This is a genomic window from Paenirhodobacter huangdaonensis (assembly GCF_004022465.1).
Classification (GTDB): Bacteria; Pseudomonadota; Alphaproteobacteria; order Rhodobacterales; family Rhodobacteraceae; genus Rhodobacter; species Rhodobacter huangdaonensis.
The window spans coordinates 44,093-64,618 of the sequence record NZ_SAVA01000002.1; the positions used below are offsets into that span (position 1 = coordinate 44,093).

General features: G+C 67.7%; 17 protein-coding genes. 13 read left to right on the top strand and 4 right to left on the bottom strand.

Annotation, left to right across the window (positions count from 1 at the left end; genetic code table 11):
* Positions 1 to 5: 5 nt before the first annotated feature.
* Positions 6 to 380, bottom strand: coding sequence for a ribbon-helix-helix domain-containing protein (locus EOW66_RS03300; RefSeq protein ID WP_128154846.1), 375 nt, complete (start codon positions 378 to 380; stop codon positions 6 to 8).
* Between the two features lie 24 nt (positions 381 to 404).
* The gene (locus tag EOW66_RS03305; protein ID WP_128154848.1) at positions 405 to 962 is read right to left on the bottom strand and encodes a DJ-1/PfpI family protein; all 558 of its coding nucleotides are present in this window, start codon (positions 960 to 962) and stop codon (positions 405 to 407) included.
* A gap of 148 nt (positions 963 to 1,110) precedes the next feature.
* On the opposite strand from EOW66_RS03305, the gene EOW66_RS03310 reads away from it, so the two are divergent.
* The 8 genes from EOW66_RS03310 (at position 1,111) to EOW66_RS03345 (ending at position 13,006) form a co-directional block, all read left to right on the top strand.
* Entirely contained in the window at positions 1,111 to 3,564 is a 2,454-nt protein-coding gene (locus EOW66_RS03310; RefSeq protein WP_128154850.1) for an ATP-dependent helicase, read from the top strand.
* A 98-nt stretch (positions 3,565 to 3,662) separates the two neighbouring features.
* Positions 3,663 to 5,120: a tetratricopeptide repeat protein gene (locus EOW66_RS03315; RefSeq protein WP_128154852.1), complete on the top strand. Its 1,458-nt coding sequence runs from the start codon at positions 3,663 to 3,665 to the stop codon at positions 5,118 to 5,120.
* Positions 5,121 to 5,140: 20 nt separating this feature from the next.
* Positions 5,141 to 7,501: a sulfatase-like hydrolase/transferase gene (locus EOW66_RS03320; protein ID WP_128154854.1), complete on the top strand. Its 2,361-nt coding sequence runs from the start codon at positions 5,141 to 5,143 to the stop codon at positions 7,499 to 7,501.
* A gap of 214 nt (positions 7,502 to 7,715) precedes the next feature.
* On the top strand, positions 7,716 to 8,765 hold the full coding sequence (locus tag EOW66_RS03325) for a UDP-glucuronic acid decarboxylase family protein (RefSeq protein WP_113900093.1): 1,050 nt from the start codon (positions 7,716 to 7,718) through the stop codon (positions 8,763 to 8,765).
* 2 nt (positions 8,766 to 8,767) lie between these two features.
* Positions 8,768 to 9,757, top strand: a complete 990-nt coding sequence (gene galE / locus EOW66_RS03330) for a UDP-glucose 4-epimerase GalE (protein WP_128149999.1) — start codon at positions 8,768 to 8,770, stop codon at positions 9,755 to 9,757.
* A complete protein-coding gene (locus EOW66_RS03335) occupies positions 9,754 to 11,601 on the top strand; it encodes a glycosyltransferase (protein ID WP_128154856.1) in 1,848 nt (615 codons plus the stop codon). The genes galE and EOW66_RS03335 overlap by 4 nt, the downstream gene beginning before the upstream one ends.
* Positions 11,598 to 12,494, top strand: coding sequence for a glycoside hydrolase family 26 protein (locus tag EOW66_RS03340; protein ID WP_128154858.1), 897 nt, complete (start codon positions 11,598 to 11,600; stop codon positions 12,492 to 12,494). Before EOW66_RS03335 ends, EOW66_RS03340 begins: the two co-directional genes overlap by 4 nt.
* A gap of 230 nt (positions 12,495 to 12,724) precedes the next feature.
* On the top strand, positions 12,725 to 13,006 hold the full coding sequence (locus tag EOW66_RS03345; RefSeq protein WP_128154860.1) for a hypothetical protein: 282 nt from the start codon (positions 12,725 to 12,727) through the stop codon (positions 13,004 to 13,006).
* A gap of 75 nt (positions 13,007 to 13,081) precedes the next feature.
* Here EOW66_RS03345 and rlmJ read toward each other — a convergent pair whose 3' ends face one another.
* Both rlmJ and EOW66_RS03355 read right to left on the bottom strand, forming a co-directional pair.
* A complete protein-coding gene (rlmJ, locus tag EOW66_RS03350) occupies positions 13,082 to 13,879 on the bottom strand; it encodes a 23S rRNA (adenine(2030)-N(6))-methyltransferase RlmJ (RefSeq protein WP_128154862.1) in 798 nt (265 codons plus the stop codon).
* 551 nt (positions 13,880 to 14,430) lie between these two features.
* A complete protein-coding gene (locus EOW66_RS03355; protein WP_128149884.1) occupies positions 14,431 to 14,634 on the bottom strand; it encodes a DUF1127 domain-containing protein in 204 nt (67 codons plus the stop codon).
* A gap of 290 nt (positions 14,635 to 14,924) precedes the next feature.
* Between EOW66_RS03355 and EOW66_RS03360 the strand changes: the two genes are divergently transcribed.
* The 5 genes from EOW66_RS03360 (at position 14,925) to EOW66_RS03380 (ending at position 20,418) form a co-directional block, all read left to right on the top strand.
* Positions 14,925 to 15,989 carry an Mrp/NBP35 family ATP-binding protein gene (locus EOW66_RS03360; RefSeq protein WP_128154864.1) on the top strand — a complete coding sequence of 355 codons (1,065 nt, stop codon included), beginning with the start codon at positions 14,925 to 14,927 and terminating at the stop codon, positions 15,987 to 15,989.
* 744 nt (positions 15,990 to 16,733) lie between these two features.
* Entirely contained in the window at positions 16,734 to 17,222 is a 489-nt protein-coding gene (mraZ, locus tag EOW66_RS03365) for a division/cell wall cluster transcriptional repressor MraZ (protein WP_239017506.1), read from the top strand.
* A gap of 3 nt (positions 17,223 to 17,225) precedes the next feature.
* Entirely contained in the window at positions 17,226 to 18,242 is a 1,017-nt protein-coding gene (gene rsmH, locus EOW66_RS03370; protein WP_128154868.1) for a 16S rRNA (cytosine(1402)-N(4))-methyltransferase RsmH, read from the top strand.
* Positions 18,239 to 18,622: a cell division protein FtsL gene (gene ftsL / locus EOW66_RS03375; RefSeq protein WP_128154870.1), complete on the top strand. Its 384-nt coding sequence runs from the start codon at positions 18,239 to 18,241 to the stop codon at positions 18,620 to 18,622. The genes rsmH and ftsL overlap by 4 nt, the downstream gene beginning before the upstream one ends.
* Entirely contained in the window at positions 18,619 to 20,418 is a 1,800-nt protein-coding gene (locus EOW66_RS03380) for a peptidoglycan D,D-transpeptidase FtsI family protein (protein WP_128154872.1), read from the top strand. The genes ftsL and EOW66_RS03380 overlap by 4 nt, the downstream gene beginning before the upstream one ends.
* Positions 20,419 to 20,526 lie beyond the last annotated feature (108 nt).

The following is a 20,526-nucleotide window of genomic DNA, read 5'->3' on the forward strand; positions in this document are numbered from 1 at the left end:
CCGGTTCAGTTCACGTGCCGCGCCTCCCGCTCGATCCGCCGCGCCGCCTCGCGCGCGAGGATCGCGCGGGCCGGGTGGGCGGCGATCGGCACGGCGAGGTCGGCCGAGATCTCGCCGGCCGCGATCAGCGCGTGATAGCGCGCGCAGCAGACCCGGAGGAACGAGGTGAAATTGCCGAGGTCATGGTCGGCGTCCATCGCCTCGTGCCAGAGCCGGGTGATCAGCTGCGCCACGCTCATCCCGTCGCGCGCACCGATCTCCTCGAGCGTCGCCCAGAAGGCGTTCTCGATCCGGATCGAGGTGGCGACCCCGTCGATGCGCAGGCTGTGCGTGCGGCTTTGCCATTGCCCGGCATCGGCCTTGATGAAGAGTTCGCACATCGCGGGGCCTCCCTCCCGTTGATGTCAGAGCAGCGCCATGAACTGCCGCAGCCAGCTCGGATGTGCGGGCCAGGCGGGCGCGGTCACCAGCTTGCCATCGGTGACCGCCTCTGTCACCGCAATATCGGCATAGGTGCCGCCCGCCGCCGTCACCTCGTAGGAGCAGGCGGGATAGGCCGAGCAGGTGCGCCCGGCAAGCACGCCCGCCGCGGACAGAAGCTGCGCGCCGTGGCAGATTGCGGCGACGGGTTTGTCGGCGTCGAAGAAGTGGCGCACCATCGCCCGCACCTTTGGGTCGAGGCGCAGATATTCCGGCGCGCGGCCGCCCGGCACGACGAGCGCGTCATAGTCCGCCGGATCGGTTGCGGCGAAATCGGCATTGAGCGCGAAATTGTGACCGGGCTTTTCGGAATAGGTCTGATCGCCCTCGAAATCGTGGATCGCGGTCTTCACCGTTTCGCCCGCGGTCTTGCCCGGGCAGACCGCATCCACCGTGTGGCCGCAGGCCAGCAGGCACTGGAACGGCACCATCGTCTCGTAATCCTCGGTGAAATCGCCGGTGATCATCAGGATCTTTGCCATGTTTTCCTCCCTTGGCTCTCCTCCGTGCCCAGCCTAGGCGAGGGGGGAGGGGCGCGGGTGGTGCGGGGATACTACCGGCGTGGACGTGGGCGCGAACGGATGCGGAACAACTCTTGGCCTTGCCGGCGCGGGCGGCTAGATTGGCGCCATGAGCAGGTATGACGACGATGATCCGTTCGAGGGGGCGCTGAGTCTCTCGCAGCGCGCGCTGCAGGGAATGCAGGGCGGCCCCGCGCCCTATCTTGAGGGGCTGAACCCCGCGCAGCGCGCCGCGGTCGAGGCGCTTGACGGCCCGGTGCTGATGCTGGCGGGCGCCGGCACCGGCAAGACCAAGGCCCTGACCACGCGCATCGCGCATCTGATCCATTCGGGCCGTTGCCGCCCGAACGAGATCCTCGCCGTGACCTTCACCAACAAGGCCGCGCGCGAGATGAAGGAGCGCGTGGGCCGGCTTCTGGGCGGTGCGATCGAGGGGATGCCGTGGCTTGGCACCTTCCACTCGGTCTGCGTCAAGCTGCTGCGCCGCCATGCCGAACTCGTCGGGCTGAAGTCGAACTTCACCATCCTCGACACCGACGACCAGATCCGGTTGCTGAAGCAGCTGATCCTCGCCGCGAACATGGACGAGAAGCGCTGGCCGGCGCGGCAGCTCGCCGGCATCATCGACGGCTGGAAGAACCGCGCGCTGACGCCCGAGCGGGTGAAGGGCGCCGAGACCGCGGCCTTCAACAACCGCGGCTCCGAGCTCTATGCCGCCTATCAGGACCGGCTGCGCACGCTGAATGCCGTCGATTTCGGCGATCTGCTGCTGCACATGGTGACGATCTTCCAGACCCATGCCGACATTCTGGCGCAGTATCAGCGCTGGTTCCGCTACATCCTCGTCGACGAGTATCAGGACACCAACGTCGCGCAATACCTGTGGCTGCGACTGCTGGCGCAGGGCCATCGCAACATCTGCTGTGTCGGCGATGATGACCAGTCGATCTATGGCTGGCGCGGTGCCGAGGTCGGCAACATCCTGCGCTTCGAGAAGGATTTCCCGGGCGCGGTGGTGATCCGGCTCGAGCAGAATTACCGCTCGACCGAGCATATCCTGGCCGCCGCCTCGCGGCTGATCGCCGCGAACGAGGGGCGGCTTGGCAAGACGCTCTGGACCGAGGCGAAGGGCGGCGAGAAGGTGCGGTTGATCGGCCATTGGGATGGCGAGGAAGAGGCGCGCTGGATCGGCGAGGAGATCGAGGCGATCGCCGCGGGACGGCGCCCGGTCGGGCCGGTGCGGCTGTCCGATCAGGCGATTCTGGTGCGCGCCAGCCACCAGATGCGCGCCTTCGAGGACCGTTTCCTGACCATCGGCCTGCCCTATCGGGTGATCGGCGGGCCGCGGTTCTATGAACGGCTCGAGATCCGCGACGCGATGGCCTATTTCCGCCTCGCCGTCTCGCCCGACGACGACCTTGCCTTCGAACGCATCATCAACACGCCGAAGCGCGGGCTGGGCGAGAAGGCGCAGGCGCGCATCCAGGTGCTGGCGCGCGAGACGGGGCTCGGCCTCTTCGATGCCGCGCGCCGGCTGGTGGCGGCGGGCGAGATCGGCGGCAAGGCAGGCGGGCAGCTGCGGCTTTTCGTCGAGAATGTCGCGCGCTGGAACGCCGAGATCCGCGCCGCCTCGCCCGCCACGGCGACGAGCCCGGCCGAGGATGACGACGCGCTGATCGAGCTCGACGAGGCCGCGGTGCCGCCGGCGAACGATCACTCCCACATCCGTCTGGTCGAGCGCATCCTCGAGGAATCGGGCTATGTCGCGATGTGGCAGAACGACAAGACCCCCGAGGCGCCGGGCCGGCTCGAGAACCTGAAGGAACTGGTGAAGGCGCTCGAGCAGTTCGAGAACCTGCAGGGCTTCCTCGAGCACGTCGCGCTGATCATGGACAATGACAGTGCCGAGGGCGAGGACAAGGTCTCGATCATGACGCTGCATGCGGCGAAGGGGCTGGAATTTCCGGTCGTCTTCCTGCCGGGCTGGGAGGACGGGCTGTTCCCGAGCCAGCGCGCGATGGACGAGACCGGGCAGAAGGGGCTCGAGGAGGAACGCCGGCTGGCCTATGTCGGCATCACCCGCGCCGAGCGGCTGTGCACGATCTCCTTCGCCGGCAACCGCCGGGTCTATGGCCAGTGGCAATCGCAGCTGCCGTCGCGTTTCATCGACGAGCTGCCCGCCGCCGATGTCGAGGTGCTGACGCCGCCCGGGCTCTATGGCGGCGGTTTCGGTGCTGCAGGTGCCTTCGGCGGCGCGGGCAGCGGCTATGGTGCCGGCTCGCGGATGGAAGAGCGGGCGAGCCGCGCCGATGTCTACAATTCGCCGGGCTGGAAGCGGCTGCAAAGCCATGGCGCCCCCGCGCCGCGCCCGACCACCGTCACCACCGTCGACCACGTTGCCTTCGGCATCGGCGCGCGCGTCTTCCACAAGAAGTTCGGCTATGGCGAGGTGATGGAGATCGAGGGCGACACCCTGGTGATCGAGTTCGACAAGGCGGGCGCCAAGCACGTCAAGGCGGGCTTCGTGACGGCGGCCGAGGCGGCGGGCGACGTGCCGTTCTGAGCCGCCGCCGTGTCCCCGGATGCGGGGACATTGGCCGAGATCAAAGACAAGTGCCCTGAAAAGTGGGATTATTAACCTCGAACTGGGGGGAGGGTCTCATGCGTGTTCTTCATATGCCGCCGTTAATCGCCACGGTGTCGGTTGCGGCAATCCTGGGAATATCTGCTTATCCTGCGGGGTTTGCGGTGGCGCAGCAGCAGCCTGCGCCGCCGGCTCCGGCACAGGCGGCAAGCGATTCGCCGCAGGCGATGCGCGATCGCGGGCTTGCCCTGATCTACGGGCTCGACGGGGCGGCGGCGGATGTGCCGGCGGGTGCCGAGCTCTTGGGGCAGGCCGCGGCAAAGGGCGATGTCAAGGCGCAGGCCGAGTTCGGCCGGATGCTGGTCGATGGCTATTACCTGAAGGCCGATCCCGCGCGCGGGCTGGCGCTGCTCGAGGCGGCGGCGAAGGCGGGCGATGCGCGGGCGATGACGGCGCTTGGTGGTGCGCTGCTGTGGGGCAAGGCCGCCCCGGCCGATCCGGCGCGCGCGAAAGCGCTGCTGGAAAAGGCCGCTGCGGCGGGCGACGGCGAGGCGCGCGCGCTTCTGGGCGAGCAACTCGTCGGTGGCTGGATCCTGCCGCGCGACGTTGCCGCCGGCAAGGCGCTGCTTGAGGCGGGGGTGACCGCCGGCGACGCGCGCGCGCAGACCGCGCTCTCGGGCCTTTATCTCTACGGCATCGGCCTGCCGAAGGATGCCGCGAAGGCGCGCGATCTCGCCGAGGCTGCGGCGGCGCAGGGCAAGCCCAAGGCGCTGCGTCAGGTCGGCGAGATGCTGATGTGGAGCCAGCGCGATGCGGCGGGCGCCGAGGCGCTTCTGCGCCGCGCCGGCGAGATGGGCGATGGCGAGGCCTGGGCGGTTCTCGCCGAGGGGGCGATGTATGGCTATCTCGGCGGCGGTTCGGCCTCGCGCGCGAAATTCGCGGGCTTTGCCGAGCGGGCGCGGGCGGCGGGCAACGAGCGGATCGAAGTGCTCGACGCCACCCGGCAGATGTGGGGCATCTCGATGATCGCGAGCGGGCCGAAGACGATCGAGCGGTTGCAGACGGCGGCGGATGCCGGCAATGGCACGGCGGCGCGCTTCCTCGTGGGGCTGTTGCGCGACGGCAACGGGATGAACGTGCACCGCCATCTCGACAATGCCGATACGGCGCTGGCGAAATACGGCGCAACGATCGGGCCCGACGACAGCTGGCGGCTTGGCGAGACGATCGCGGCGGCGCGCGCCCGCGCGCCCGTGGCCTGGGCGAAGCTGGCCACGCAGGTGGCGAGCCGGCCCGAGCTTGCGACGAAGGATTTCGGGCGTGACCTCTACAAGGCCAATCCGAACGCGACCATCTATCTGCTGCAGAAGAAGCTTGCGGGCGAGGGGCTCTATCGCGGCGCCCTCGACGGCATTGCCGGGCGGCAGACGCTCAGGGCGTTGTACCGGGCCTGCAGCCGGTTGCCGGACGATCCGCCCTGCAATGACAGCGTGATGCGTCCCGATGTGCTCGGGGCGGTCTTCGCGGCCCGGTAGGCCGAAGGGGGAGGCCCATCTTGGACGAAAAACCGCTGGGCGCGCGCGCTCCGAACGAGGTTCGCTCGGCGCGCGTGCTGTGGACCGGGGCACTTCTGGGGCTGGTGCTTCTGGGGGTGCGGATCGTGGCCTTGCGCGGCGACCTCGCGGGGCTTTCGGTCGGGGCCGGGGCCGAGCTGGTGTTGCGCGGCATGTGGCAGGACTGGCTCATCCTGCTGGCGCTGACCTATGCCACGATCACCGTGCTGCGCGGCGAGGGAACGCGGGCGGGGCGTGCCGCCGCGGCGCTCTATGGCGTGCTCGCGAGCCTCCTGATGCTGTGGGGGATCGGCAATCTCGTCGCCCTCGACATGCTGGGCGCGCCGGTGACGATGGACTGGGTCGCCTATTCCGACATTGCCCATACCGACGTGATCTTCGACAGCATCTGGCATCTGGTCTCGCCGCTCGCCTTCTTTGGCGTGGCGGCACTGGTCGCGGCGCTGGTGCTGGGGGCGCGGGGCCTCGCTGGCTGGCGCGCGCCGGGGGCGGCGCTGCTGCTCGGCCTCTTCGGGCTCGGCATCGTCTCGGGTGCGGCGCTTGACACCGCACCCACCGGCGTCGCACGGGCGCGGCTGGTGAACCCGGCCTGGGCCTTCCTGCGCTCGATCGGCGGCAGCGATGGCGACGCCGCGGTTGCCGCACTCGGGCCCGGCGACGCGCGCAGCGCCTTTGCCACCGTGCCCGGCCTGCCGCGTCCGGCCGATCCGCCGAAGCGGATCCGCAACGTCCTGCTCTATGCCTATGAATCGACGCCCGCGCGCCGTGCCGAGGGCTGGGAGGGCACGGTGCCCGTCACCCCGCACCTGAAGGCCGAGCTGGCGCATGCGCTGGCCTTCGATCGCGCCTATGCGCATGTGCCGGCCTCGAACTATTTCCTCGTCTCCGCGCTTGCCGGGCTGATCCCCGAGCTTTCGACCACCTCGATGACCGAGACCGGGGTGCTGGCGGGCTTTCCGAGCCTTGCGCGCGAGATGCAGAAGGCGGGCGCCCGCACGGCCTTCTTCAATTCCTCAGACAACCGGTTCCAGAACACCGGCGGTTTCGTCACCGAGATGGGCTTCGAGCATGTCGTCGATTATCGCGACTGGACCTGCGATCAGGGCGTGTTCGAGGTGCAAAGCGTCACCGACCGCTTTCTGAACACCTCGTCGGATCTGTGCACCGCCGACCGGATCAACGCATGGATCGACGCCGCACCGGAGCAGCCCTTCTTCGTCACCTTCCGCACCGGGATGACGCATCACCCCTATTTCCCCGGCCCGGACCTGCAGCCCTATTCCGACGATCCGGACCTGAACCGCTATCTGAACGCGCTGCGGGTGGGCGACAGCGCCTTCGGGCGGCTGATGGATCACCTGCGCGCGACGGGGCTTGCCGACCAGACGCTGGTCGTCGTGCTCGGCGATCACGGCGAGGCCTTTGGCGAGCATGGCACCTATGTGCACGCCTCGGGGCTGTTCGAGGAGAACGTCCACATCCCCTTCGCCTTCATCAACCCGCAGCTCTTCTCCGGCAGTCGCAGCGACCTGATCGTCGGCATCACCGATGTCGCGCCGACGGTGGCCGATCTGCTCGGCCTGCCGCGGCCCTGGCAATGGGAGGGGCATTCGGTCTTTGCGCCCGCGCGCCCCGATGGGGTGATGTTCTTCGCGCCGTGGAACGGGTTCCAGCTCGGTTTCCGCGAGGGCGCGCGCAAGTACATCTACAACGCCAGCACCGGCGAGAAGCGGCTCTTCGATCTGTCCGCCGATCCGCTCGAGGCGGCGGATAGGGCGGGCGAGGACCCCGAGGCGGCCGGGGCCGCACAGGCGACGCTGGCCGCCGCCGTCTCGGTCCATGACGCCCATCTTGCCGCGGTGCTGTCGGGGAAGAAGCCGGCGGCGCCCGCCGCGCTGCCGACCGAGGTGGTGCTGACCGTCTCCGGCACGCGCTTCGACGCCCCGCCGAAGGGCTGGGTGATGCTCGACGGCAAGGATGTCGGCGGCTTCGAGGTGCCGGCGGCGGCCGATACCACCCACGCCGTCGCAAGCGCTGCGGCGATCTCGGCGGCGATGACCGAGGTGCGGCTGCCGCTGGCCGCCGGCGCCTGCGCGCGCCGCCTCGATATCTGGTTCCTGAACGACGACTGGGCGGGGGCCGGCAAGACCGGCGACACCGATCTGGTGATCCGCAAGGTGACGGTCGGGGCGACGACCTACTTCGCCAACCGATTCCGTCTGCTCACCGCGAATGCCGGCAAGATGGATGGCGAGGACTTCCGACTCTGGCGCAAGGGCGGCGTCGCAATCGACCTTGACCTGCCGGCTGAATGTGTTAACGCAGCATTGTCGGAAAAATAGGCGAGGACTCTCGCCTTGCGTGCGCCAATATCCAAAAATTCAATCTAAGGTTTTGTGTGTGCACGATTTTTACACATGCAAAAGTTGATATGGCTCAACAATAGAAAGATTAAAAAGTATATAATAGGCCCTAGCTCCGGTAACCAGATGTTCACCGGAGTTACCGAAAAGGCGCGGAGGAAACGCTTTTTGGGGACAAAGGGGGGATATTATCATGACGAAGCGCAAGGCATTTCCGATCCGCTTCGACCCGCGGGGCGACAAGCCCTCCGGGCGGAGTGGAAGGACAGTTCTGGTGGCGGGCGGGGCCGGTTTCATCGGTTCCAACCTGATCCGAAGGTTGCTCGATCAGGGTGACAGGGTGATCTGCGTCGACAATCTCTCGACCGGGCGGTTCGAGAACATCGGCACGCTGATCAGCCATCCGCGGTTCTGCTGGGTCCAGCATGACGTGATCGTGCCGTTCACCGTCAGCGGGCCGGTCGACCGGATCTACAACCTGGCCTGCCCGGCCTCGCCGCCGAAATACCAGGCCGATCCGCTGCACACGTTCAAGACCTCGGTTCTCGGCGCGCTCAACCTGCTCGACATCGCCGAGGAGAAGGGGGCGCGCATCCTGCAAAGCTCGACCTCCGAGGTCTATGGCGATCCCGACTGCAGCCCGCAGCCGGAGAGCTACCGCGGCAACGTCAATACCGTGGGGCCGCGCTCCTGCTATGACGAGGGCAAGCGTGCTGCCGAAACGCTGTTCTACGAAACCCATCGCACGAAGCGGGTGGACATCCGCATCGCCCGGATTTTCAATACCTACGGTCCGCGGATGGACCCGGAGGACGGGCGCGTGGTGTCGAACTTCATCGTGCAGGCGATCAGTGGCGAGCCGCTGACGGTCTATGGCGATGGCCTGCAGACGCGGTCCTTCTGCTACGTCTCGGATATGGTCGACGCGCTGCAGATGCTGATGGAGGCGCCGGAGGGGCAGCATTCGATCTTCGCCCCGGTGAACCTCGGCAATCCGGGCGAGTTCACCATGCTCGAGCTGGCGCGGATGGTGCTCGAGCTGACCGGCGCGCGCGGCCCGCTCGTGCATATGCCGCTGCCGAAGGACGACCCGCTGCAGCGTCGCCCCGACATCACCCGGGCGCATGACCTGCTTGGCTGGGAACCGAAGGTGGCGCTGCGCGAGGGGCTGGTGCCGACGATCGCCTATTTCCGTCAGGAACTGCAGGCGCAGCAGCGGCTTGCCGCGGGTGGCGTGGCATGACCTTGCCGAAGACAGTGCTGGTGACCGGCGGTGCGGGCTATATCGGCTCGCATTGCTGCAAGGCGCTGGCCGAGGCGGGCTGTACGCCGGTCACCTTCGACAACCTCTCGCGCGGCCATGCCGATGCGGTGAAATGGGGGCCGCTGGTGCGCGGCGACCTGCGTGACAGGGCGGCGGTTCTCGCCGCCCTGCGCGCGCACCGGGCCGAGGCGGTGATCCATTTCGCCGCCCTTGCCTATGTCGGCGAGAGCGTGACCGACCCGCAGGCCTATTACGACAACAACCTCGGCGGCATGATCGGGCTTCTGGGCGCGATGCAGGCGGCGGGGCTGACGCAGATCGTGTTTTCCTCGAGCTGCGCCACCTACGGCACGCCCGACCGGCTGCCGATCTCGGAAGACATGCCGCAGGCGCCGATCAACCCCTATGGCCGCACCAAGCTCGTGTGCGAATGGATGCTGCGCGATGCGGGCGTGGCCTGGGGGCTGCGCCATGTTGCGCTGCGCTACTTCAACGCGGCGGGGGCCGATCCCGCGGGCGAGGCCGGCGAGCGGCACGACCCCGAGACGCATCTGCTGCCGCTGGCGCTGCTCGCCGCCTCGGGCAAGGGCGGGCCGCTGCGGATCTTCGGCACCGATTACCCGACGCCCGACGGCACCTGCATCCGCGACTACATCCATGTCACCGATCTGGCACGGGCGCATGTCCAGGCGCTTGCCTATCTCGCGGAGGCGGGCGAGAGTGTGGCCCTGAACCTCGGGACAGGGCAGGGGGCATCGGTGCGCGAGGTGGTGGCGATGATCGAGCGGGTGACCGGACGCGCTGTCCCGGTCCTTGAGGAGCCGCGCCGTCCGGGCGACCCGGCGGCGCTTTACGCCGAGATCGCGCGTGCCGGGGCGGTGCTCGGCTTCCGGCCCGAGTTCGGGCTCGAACGGATCGTCGCCGACGCCGCGCCCTGGTTCGGCCATGGGGATATCAAGGCCGGGCCATGAGCCGTCATCCCGCACTGGAGCCGCGTCCGATGCTTGCGCCGGTGGTGACGGGGGCGAAGGCGCTGCGCTATCGGCTGGTGATTGCGCTCTGGCTCGTGGTGGCGGGCTGGTTCTGGGCGTGGTGGCTGCAGCCTGCACATGTCATCGGCTTCTGGCGCTACTGGCTGGTGACCGCGGCGATGATCTGGATCTGGGGGATGCAGCTCTATTTCGTGCTGATCTTCCTCTTTGCCCGGCACTCGGTCGCGCCCGATCCGGTGCCGGGGCGCTGGCGCGTCGCGATGGTGACGACCAAGACCCCGTCCGAGCCGTTCTCGGTGGTGCGCAAGACGCTCGAGGCGATGCTGGCGCAGGACTATCCGCATGACACCTGGCTTGCCGACGAGGACCCGTCCGAGGAGACGCGCGCCTGGTGTGCAGCGCATCGGGTGATGATCTCGACCCGCAAGGGGGTGGCCGAGTATCACCGCGCCGAATGGCCGCGCCGGACCCGCTGCAAGGAAGGCAACCTTGCGTATTTCTACGACACCTGGGGCTATCGGGACTATGACATCGTCAGCCAGCTTGATGCCGACCATGTGCCGCAGCCCGGCTATCTGCGCGAGATGCTGCGCCCCTTCGCCGATCCCGAGGTGGGCTATGTCAGCGCGCCCTCGATCTGTGCCGCCAATGCTGCCGAAAGCTGGGCGGCCCGGACCCGGCTTTACGCCGAGGCGGCCTTCCATGGCGTGTTTCAGGCGGGCTACACCGGGGTTCTGACGCCGATGTGCATCGGCTCGCATTACGCGGTGCGCACGGTGGCGCTGAAGGCGGCGGGCGGGCTTGGCCCGGAGCTTGCCGAGGACCATTCCACCACCATGCTGATCGCCGCGGCGGGCTGGCGGGGCGTGCATGCGATCGACGCGATCGCGGTCGGAGACGGGCCGGCGACGCTGCCCGATCTGGTGACGCAGGAATTCCAGTGGTCGCGCTCGCTGATGAGCCTGCTGCTGCGCTACACGCCGTCCTATCTCGGCAAGCTGCCGCTGCGGCTCAAGCTGCTCTTCCTGCTGTGCCAGAGCTGGTATGCGTTCTTCGCGATCACCATGGCCTCGATGTATGTGCTGCCGATCCTGGCGGTGTGCTTCGACATCCGCTTCGCCGACGTCACCTATCCCGCCTTCCTCGGCCATTCGCTGCCCTCGGTCGCGGTGATGATCGTCTTTGCCTACATGATGCGCCACGACGGGTTGTTCCGGCCGCGCGATGCCAAGGTGATCGCCTGGGAGAAGGCGCTGTTCGTCATCCTGCAATGGCCCTGGGTGCTGTGGGGCTGCCTGATGGCGGTCTGGGACCGGGTGACCGGGCGCTTCGTCGACTTCCGCATCACCCCCAAGGGCGAGGCCGCCGCCGCGGTGCTGCCGCCGCGGATCTTCTGGCTCTATCTGCTGCTTGCCACCGGGGCGATCGTGCCGGTGCTGACGGTCTCGGCAGTGACCGAGGCGCGGGGCTTCTACCTGCTGTCGATCATCAATGCGCTGCTCTATGTGACGCTGCTCGTGGTCATCTTGCGGCATCACCGCAGCGAGGCGCGGGCGAAGGGGCAGACGCTGCGCGACGGTGCGGAATTCGCACGATATGTCTTCGGTTTGACCCTTGTCATGGCGCTCTGTGTGGGGGGCATTATACTTCGGGGCGATGCGAGCCTGCGTGCGCTCGCCGTTGGCCTTGTGCCGTTGAAACTGACCCGAGTCGAATACATCGTCTCGGGGGCTGGCAAGGGGCAGAGCGGAGACGTGCATGTTCGTTTCGCACCCGATCTGTCCATTTGGTTCTCGAAGGAGAATGGGGAGGGGGAAAAATGAAGTATTCTTTCGTGAAGGGCATTGCCGCATGCGCCGCGGTGCTCTGTCTGGCGGGGCCGGCTCTGGCGGCTCCCGTCGAGGTGCCGCCGGGAGACGTCCCGTTCGGGGTCTATGACCCGGACGGCGATTTCACCGACAAGAATCCGGTGGTGATCGAGCATCTGTTCCTGCCGTGGGAGGACGTCTACCTGCCATCGCTGAACGATGCCGACCAATATGCGCTGGAACGGCACCGGGCGCTTCTGGTCACGGTCGAGCCCTGGACCTGGTCGCGCAGCGAGCGCAACACCGCGAAATACCTGCGCCGGGGCATCGCACGCGGTGAATACGACCCGAACATGGCCGCCATCTGCGACGTGCTGGCCACGCTGAAAAGCCCGGTCACGCTGCGTTTCGCCCATGAGATGGACGACACCTCGGGCCAGTTCATCTGGGCGGGGTGGAATCCCAAGGACTACATCTCTGCCTATCGCCACATGATCGACCTGTGCCGTGCGCATGCGCCCAACATCACCGTGATGTGGTCGCCGCTTGGCGAGCCGAACATGGCCGAGTACTACCCGGGCGACGATTACGTCGATCTGGTCGGGCTCTCGATCTTCGGGCTGCAGGCGTGGGACGAGGCGAAATACGGCCATGACCGCACCTTCGACGAGATCTTCGCGCCGCGCTACGAGCGGGCCGCGAAGTTCGGCAAGCCGGTCGTCGTCGCCGAACTCGGCTATGTCGGCGATGCCAAATATGTCCAGATGTGGAAGGACAGCGTGCGGGTCGAGAAGAAGGACTACCCGAGTCTCGTCGGCGTGGTCTACTTCAACCAGCACGAGGTTTATCCCTGGCCGGAGAACTTCGGCACGCCCGACTGGCGCATGAAGAACCAGATCCTGCAATAGGGTTTCTGACGGCGAAAAATCGCCGATCCGGCGCCCTGAGGGCAATGACATGAAAACGCGGGGGAAATCACTTCCCCCGCGTTTTCGTTGCCGCTGCCGCATCGGTGCCACAATTTCGCCCCGCTCGCGCTTGGCTTGACGCGTAGGTGTTTTTCCTGTGATCGATAGGGACCGAGAACGCGGGGCCCCAAGGATCACAGGGGTTCAACGCGTCACAGCACGAGGCAGGCATGACCATCTTCGATTTGATTTCCCGCACGGCTGCGGCCGCGACCGTCACCTTGATCGCGATCGCGCCCGTTCACGCCGAAACGGCAACCATCGACGTCCTCCCCACCCACGGCGTGGTGGTGAAGACTGCGGCGGGCCAGGGCTCCGCCCGGTTCGACTGGCTGCGCCCGACCACTCCGATCGTCGCCGAACGCGTGGCCTATGTCACGCCGCCCGGCAACGGCAGCTGGATCTGCTCGCCCTCGGGCTTCGGCTCGAAGTCGAAGTGCTACCGCCGCTGAGCGGCCGGCACCGGGCAGTCTGCACCGCCTCTCTGACGCGTCCGGCGTGACGGCCCAGCCGTCGCGACCGGGGCCTCAGAGGCCGCGGAACAGCTTGGCCAGACGATTCGCTTCGTCGCCGAGGCCCCAGGGCGGGTTCAGCACGACCATGCCCGAACCGATCATGCCATGCCCCTCGCGGGCAGGCGGAAAACGCACCTCGCTCAGCAGGGCGTCCGGATGCGCAGCCATCAGCGCGCGCACCATTGCCGCCTGCGCCGGTGCCACCGCGACCGAGGGCGCCAGCACCGGATACCACAGCGCGATCACGCCCACGTTCCACTTGCGCGCCACCTGGCCCAGCACCCGCGGGATCGTGTCGTAATCGGTTTTCACTTCCCAGCTCGGGTCGATCAGCAGCAGCCCGCGCCGCGGCGTCGGCGGTGTCAGGGCATGCACCATCTCGAGCCCGTCCTTGTGGTGCAGCACGCCGCCATAGGGCGCCATCGCGGCGCGCAGCGCCTCGAACTCGCGCGGGTGCAGCTCGCACAGCTGGATCGAGTCGATCGGACGCAGCAGGCTTGCCGCGACAAGCGGCGAGCCCGGATAGGCGCGCCCGCCATGCGCCGCGCGCACCGCGGCAAGCGCCCGGGCATAGGGATGGGCGGGCGGGAACCAGCCCAGCCGTTCCACCCGCTCGATCCCGGCTGCCGCCTCGCCGGTCTTCACCGCCTCGGCGGCGTCAAGCGCATAGAGCCCGCGGCCCGAATGGGTCTCGAGATAGCTCAGCGGCTTTTCCTTGCGGGTCATGTAGTCGAGCATCACCGCGAGCAGCGCATGCTTGTGCACGTCCGCGAGGTTTCCGGCATGATAGATGTGTTGATAGGACAGCATGGCTTCCTCCGTTCACCCCTCAATGCCGCCGGATGCGGCCGTCCGCAAGGGCGGCGGGCACAAGGCGTGGCGGGGGCTGCGGAGGAGGGAGGGGCTGAAATGGAAACGGCGGCCCCAGGGAGGAGGAGGGGGCCGCCGTCCGAACCATGACCCCAGGGAGGAGGAGGGGGCCTTGGTATGGGTGGCACCGCTCGGGAGGAGGAGTGAGCGGCACCGGAGCCGTCGGCCCAGGGAGGAGGAGGGGCCTTCGGTATGTCGAACGGCGACCCCAGGGAGGAGGAGGGGGTCGCCGCCTGTCACGACGGGCCGGGAGGAGGATGGCCCTTCGCAAGTCTCGCGCCGAGAAGAAAGCGCGGTGCCCTCAGGGAGGAGGAGGAGGGCACCGCCTTCTTTACGAGACCCCAGGGAGGAGGAGGGGGCCATCGCATCGGCTTTCCGGCAGTGCCTTGCGGCTGGGGCCGGTATAGGGTGGCGGTGCCCTCAGGGAGGAGGAGGAGGACACCGCCGATTTCCGAGGCCCAGGGAGGAGGAGGGGCCTCAGGAAGGGAAACTTATTTGCCGTAGGCAGCCTCGAGGGCCACGCGAGTGATCATCGAGCGATGGATCCCGAGGTCTTCGAGCTCGGCGCCCGAAAGCGACTTCAGCTCGCGCAGGGTCTGGCGGAACACTTTGCGCCGTGCCATCCCTTCCCGGAAGCTGGCAACCAGCTGCGCCAGTCCGAAGTCGGCGGTGCGGATGTCGGTAACCAGAGCCATCGTCTCAACCTTTGGTCTTCGTCTCGTCGCGGTGGCCTCTCTGCCATCGCTGTTGACGCAAACATGGCGCCAATGCTGCAACTGCACAATAGCTCTGAGCTGCAATGCTGCCATGCAGAAAATGCATAATATGTGCTGACCTAATTTTCGGTCATTTCACCCCGCGTCACGGGACATTTTATATTCCTGGGGTGTGTATTTTGCCCCGATTTCGGCGGCAGGCCGGTTTTGCGCCCTTGAACTCCGCGGCCAAAACGCCACAGTTCCGGCAAAAATCGGCGGAGAAGATCATGGCTCTGAGCAAGGAAACGGTGCTTGAGGCGCTGAAGCGAGTCGCGCTTCCGGGCGGCGGCGACCCTGTCACGCAGGGATTCGTGCACGCGCTGGCGGTCGAGGCGGGCGTTGTGCGCTTCGTTCTCGAGGGGGCGCCGGGCCCGGCGCTCGAGGCGCTGCGGCCGGCGCTCGAGGCGGCGGTGCGGGCGCTGCCCGGGGTCGAGAGTGTCACCGTGGTGGTGCCCGCCGGGCCGCCGCGCGGGCTTGGGTCGGGGCCGAAGATCGGCGGTCACCCGGCGCCGCAGGCGGGGCCGCTGCCGGTCGCGGGGGTGCGCCATGTGATCGCGGTGGGGTCTGGCAAGGGCGGCGTCGGCAAGTCGACGGTCTCGGCCAATCTCGCGGTGGCGCTGGCGCGGGCGGGCAAGCGGGTCGGGCTGCTCGATGCCGACATCTACGGGCCGAGCCAGCCGCGGATGATGGGGGTGTCGAGGCGCCCCTCCTCGCCCGATGGCAAGACCATCGTGCCGTTGCAGGCGCATGGCGTCACCCTGATGTCGATCGGGCTGATGCTGAAGGAGGACGAGGCGGTGATCTGGCGCGGCCCGATGCTGATGGGCGCGCTGCAGCAGATGCTCGGTCAGGTGCAATGGGACGCCTACGGTCCGCTTGACGTGCTGATCATCGACCTGCCGCCCGGCACCGGCGACATCCAGTTGAGCCTGTGTCAGAAGACCGAGCTCGACGGGGCGATCGTCGTCTCGACGCCGCAGGACATCGCCATGCTCGACGCGAAGAAGGCAATCGACATGTTCCGCCGGCTGAACACCCCGGTGCTCGGGCTGATCGAGAACATGTCGACCTATGTCTGTCCGAACTGCGGCCACGAGGCCCATCTCTTCGGTCATGGCGGGGTCGAGACCGAGGCGGCGCGACTCGGGCTGCCGTTCCTCGGCGCGCTGCCGCTCGATCTCGAGGTGCGGCTTGCGGGCGACGCGGGCACGCCGGTCGCGGCGGGCGAGGGGGCACCGGCGCAGGCCTATGCGGCGATCGCCCGGCAGCTGATCGCCTCGGGCGCGGTCTGAGCCGGCACCGATCCGGGATTTCGCGGGAAAGGGGCGTCCTTCGGGGCGCCCCTTTCGCATGGTGCCGCCGGTGTCATGCCGCGGGCAGGGGCCGGGTGGCGCCGGGATTTCACGGGAACGGCGCGATCGGGGCTTCCGTCCATGGGATTTTATGGCACCTTCCGGGCAAAATCGCCGATTCACGCCGAATCACCGCGCCGTGAACGGGCGTGATCCATCAGGAATCAGTTCTTGCCTGTGGGATATTCGCCACGCTCGCCGCGGGTGGCGGGAATTCGTGGGAGCTTTTCGGGAAAGGATGGGTGGCACTAGATTTGGTACCCGTTTTTTCCTCAAAAACGATTTGTGCTATCAGTCATCGTTAATTTGCCACAATCCCTTGAGTCTCGAATGAGTTATCCACAATATATCCACAGCTAGTTTGAATTGGCTCCCGTCTTTTCCCTTGCCATCCCACCCCTGACCATGGCATCCCTTGCTCATCGAGAAGACGGGAACGAGGCAACAAGACCTCACGGCGAAAAGAGCAGATTTCATACAGGCACCCGCTTCACGAGAAGAAGAGATCCGGCGCGCGAGCGAGCAGCATCCCCCAGGTGGCGCGCGCAGTCGGACAGCCCAGGAATGGGAACGAGGGCGGCGGATCGGACAGTGGCAGCAGTCCGATCCGCCGTTTTCCGTACCGGGACCCAGGTTCCGGCGACCACCGGCGGGGAAGGGGACAGGAGACAGGCCTTGGCGGGCATGTTCATCGGCGAATACACCTTCAAGGTGGACAGCAAGGGTCGCGTGTCGATCCCCGCGCTGTTTCGTCGTGAGCTCGAGGAGGGCGATCCCGAGGCCAAGGCCACCAGCCGCCCGCGCATGGTCATCGTCTACGGCGCCGACACCCAGAAGATGTTGCAGGTCTATTCCTACGACGGCTTCCAGAAGCTTGCCGCCGAGATCAACGCGCGTCCCTACACCGACCCGCGCCGCGCCATCTTGCAGCGCCTCGTGCTGAACAAGGCCCACCCGACCGAGATCGACCCCGATGGCCGTCTGGTTCTGCCCGCGACACTGCGCGGCCGCCTCGGCCTCGAGGGCGAGGCCTATTTCGCCGGCATGGGCGAAACCTTCGAGATCTGGAAACCCGAGACCTTCGCCGCGGTCGATGCCGCGCGGATGGAAAAGCTGCTGGCCGAGATGGGCGAGGACTTCGACCCGCTCAGCCTGCTCGGCGGGGAGGGCTGAGGGATGAGCGCCCCCGAGACCCAAGACGATGCCCCGCATGTTCCCGTCCTGTTGCGACCGCTCCTGAAGGCGGTCGCGCCTGTTTCTGGCGTCTGGCTCGATGGCACCTTCGGCGCGGGCGGCTACAGCCGTGGCCTGCTGGCGGCGGGCGCCGAACGGGTGATCGGCGTCGACCGCGATCCGGCGGTGTTCGAGATGGCCGAGGCCTGGCGCGGCGCCTTTGGCGACCGGCTGGTGCTGGTCGAGGGCACCTTCTCCGAGCTTGACCGCTATGCCGCCGAGATCGCACCCGGGGGGCTTGACGGCGTGGTGTTCGACCTCGGCGTGTCCTCGATGCAGCTCGACCAGGCCGAGCGCGGCTTTTCCTTCATGAAGGACGGCCCGCTCGACATGCGGATGTCGCAGTCCGGCCCCTCGGCCGCCGACATCGTCAACGAGGCTGACGAGGGCGTGCTGGCCGACATCCTCTATCATTACGGCGAGGAACGCGCCTCGCGCCGCATCGCCCGCGCGATCGTCGCGGCCCGCGCCACCGCGCCCTTCGCGACGACACGTGCGCTTGTGGCGGTGATCGAGCGCTGCCTGCCGCGGCCGAAACCCGGGCAGAGCCATCCGGCCACGCGCACGTTCCAGGCGCTGCGCATTGCGGTGAACGACGAATTCGGGCAGCTTGCGGCAGGCCTTGAATCCGCGGAGCGCGCGCTGAAACCCGGTGGCAAGCTGGCCGTCGTCACATTCCATTCCCTCGAGGACCGGGTGGTGAAGCGCTTCTTCCAGGCGCGCTCCGGCCGCACGCCCGCAGGTTCGCGCTATGCGCCCGAGCAGGCGGTCGAGGCGGCGGCCTTCACCCCGGTGACGAAGAAGCCCGTCGGTCCCGACGATCAGGAACTTGCCGAGAACCCGCGCTCGCGCTCGGCGCTGTTGCGCGTCGCGATCCGTACCGAGGCGCCGGCCGGCCGTGCCGACCGGGCCGCGCTCGGCCTGCCTGCCCTTCCCGCTGCCACAGGACGCCACAGATGAGGACGCTGCTCTATCTCGCCACCGCGCTTTGTGTCATGGGCCTCGCCTTCTGGGCCTATCATGTGAACTACGCCACGCAGGACCGGCAGGGCGAGCTGCGCGGGCTGAAGAACGAGATCGCCTCGCTGCAGGAGGGGCTGAGCGTGCTGCGCGCCGAATGGGCCTATCAGAACCGCCCCGACCGGCTGCGCGAACTGGTCAACATGAACTTCACCCAGCTGCAGCTGCTGCCGCTTGCGCCCGAGCAGTTCGGTGCGGTCGGTCAGGTCGCCTATCCGACCCCGGATGCCCCCGCCGCCGGCGCGCTGTCGGCGCTGTCGGGGATGAAGCCGGTCGATGTCGTCAATGCGCCCGACGCGCTGCTGGAGGAAGGACAATGATCCGTACGCCGCTCCGCCCGCTTGCCCGCATCCTCGACGCCCGCGCCCGCGGCGAGAACCCCGACGCGATCGAGCGCGAGAACATCCGCCTGCGCGGCGAGGCGCTGCGCGAGCGCGCCCGCACCACCGCCGAGGGCCGGCTCTTGATGATGGGCGTGCTGTTCCTCGCGGCCTTCGTCACCGTCGGGTTGCGGATGGGCACGCTTGCCGCCTCCACCCCCGAGGAGCCGCAGCTCGCCGACTCGGCTCCCGCGATCCTTGCGCAGCGCGCCGATATCACCGACCGCGAGGGCCGGGTGCTGGCGACGAACCTCGTCACCCACGCGCTCTATGCGCAGCCGCCGATGCTGGTCGATCCGGCCGGCACCGCCGACAAGCTGGTCAAGATCTTCCCCGACCTCAATCACGACCGTCTGGTCAAGGACTTCACCGGCACCCGCAAGTTCGTCTGGATCAAGAAGAAGATCTCGCCCGAGCAGTTGCAGGCGGTGCATGACATCGGCGATCCGGGCCTGCTGTTCGGCCCGCGCGAGATGCGGCTTTACCCGAACGGCTCGGTTGCGGCGCATGTGCTGGGGGGCGCGCGTTTCGGCGCCGAGGGCGTGAACTCGGCCGAGATCGTCGGCGTTGCGGGCGTCGAGAAGGCCTTTGACGGCTGGCTGCGCGACCCGGCGAACAAGGGCGCGCCGCTGCAGCTTTCGATCGACCTGTCGGTGCAGGCGGCGCTCGAGGAAGTGCTCGACGGCGGCATGAAGCTGATGGATGCCAAGGGCGCCTCGGCGGTGGTGATGGATGTGCATACCGGCGAGATCGTGGCGATGGCCTCGCTGCCCGATTTCGACCCGAACGACCGGCCGGCGCCGCTGACCAAGGGCGATGCCTCGGACAGCCCGCTGTTCAACCGCGCGGTGCAGGGCGTCTACGAACTCGGCTCGACCTTCAAGATCTTCGCGGTGGCGCAGGCGCTGGAGCTTGGCCTCGTCAACCCCACGACGATGATCCAGTCGCAGTCGCCGATGATCTTCGGCCGCTTCCGCATCCACGATTTCCACAATTACGGCCCGCAGCTCTCGGTCACCGACGTGATCGTCGAATCCTCGAACGTCGGCACCGCGCGGATCGTGCAGATGATCGGGCCGGAGCGGCAGAAGGACTTCCTCGGGAAGATGGGCTTCCTCGCCCCGACCCCGGTCGAGCTGAGCGAGGCGCCGACCGGCCGGCCGATCCTGCCGGCGAAATGGTCCGAGATCTCGTCGATGACGATCGGCTATGGCCATGGCCTCTCGGCCTCGCCGCTGCATCTGGCCGCCGCCTATTCGACGATCGCGAATGGCGGGCGCCGGGTCGAGCCGACGCTGGTGCACGACCCGCGCCATCAGGAGGGCGAGCGGGTGCTGAGCGAGGCGACGGCGAAGCGTGCGCTGGCGATGATGCGCGCCGTGGTGACGCGTGGCACCGCCTCCTTCGGCGATGTGCGCGGCTATCAGGTCGCCGGCAAGACCGGCTCCGCCGACAAGGTCAAGCCGACCGGCGGCTATTACAAGGACAAGGTGATGGCGACCTTCGCCGGCACCTTCCCGGTGACCGATCCGAAATACGTGCTGATCCTCAGCCTCGACGAGCCCTCGACCTTCGTCGCCGGCGAGGTCCGCCGCACCGCCGGCTGGACCGCGGTGCCGGTCGCCGCCGAGGTGATCCGCCGCGTCGCGCCGCTCCTTGGCCTGCGTCCCGAGGGCAATACGCCCGACGTGCTCGACGGCATCCAGCTGGTCGTGGCGAAGGCCGGCAGCCACTGACCTTGGGGTCGCACGGGCGCGCCGCCGCCCGCGTCTGCCCTTTTCCGCTTGGCCGGGAAAGGGCGCGTTGACGCTTCGCGGCACTCTCCGGTAAATGGGCAGGCAATT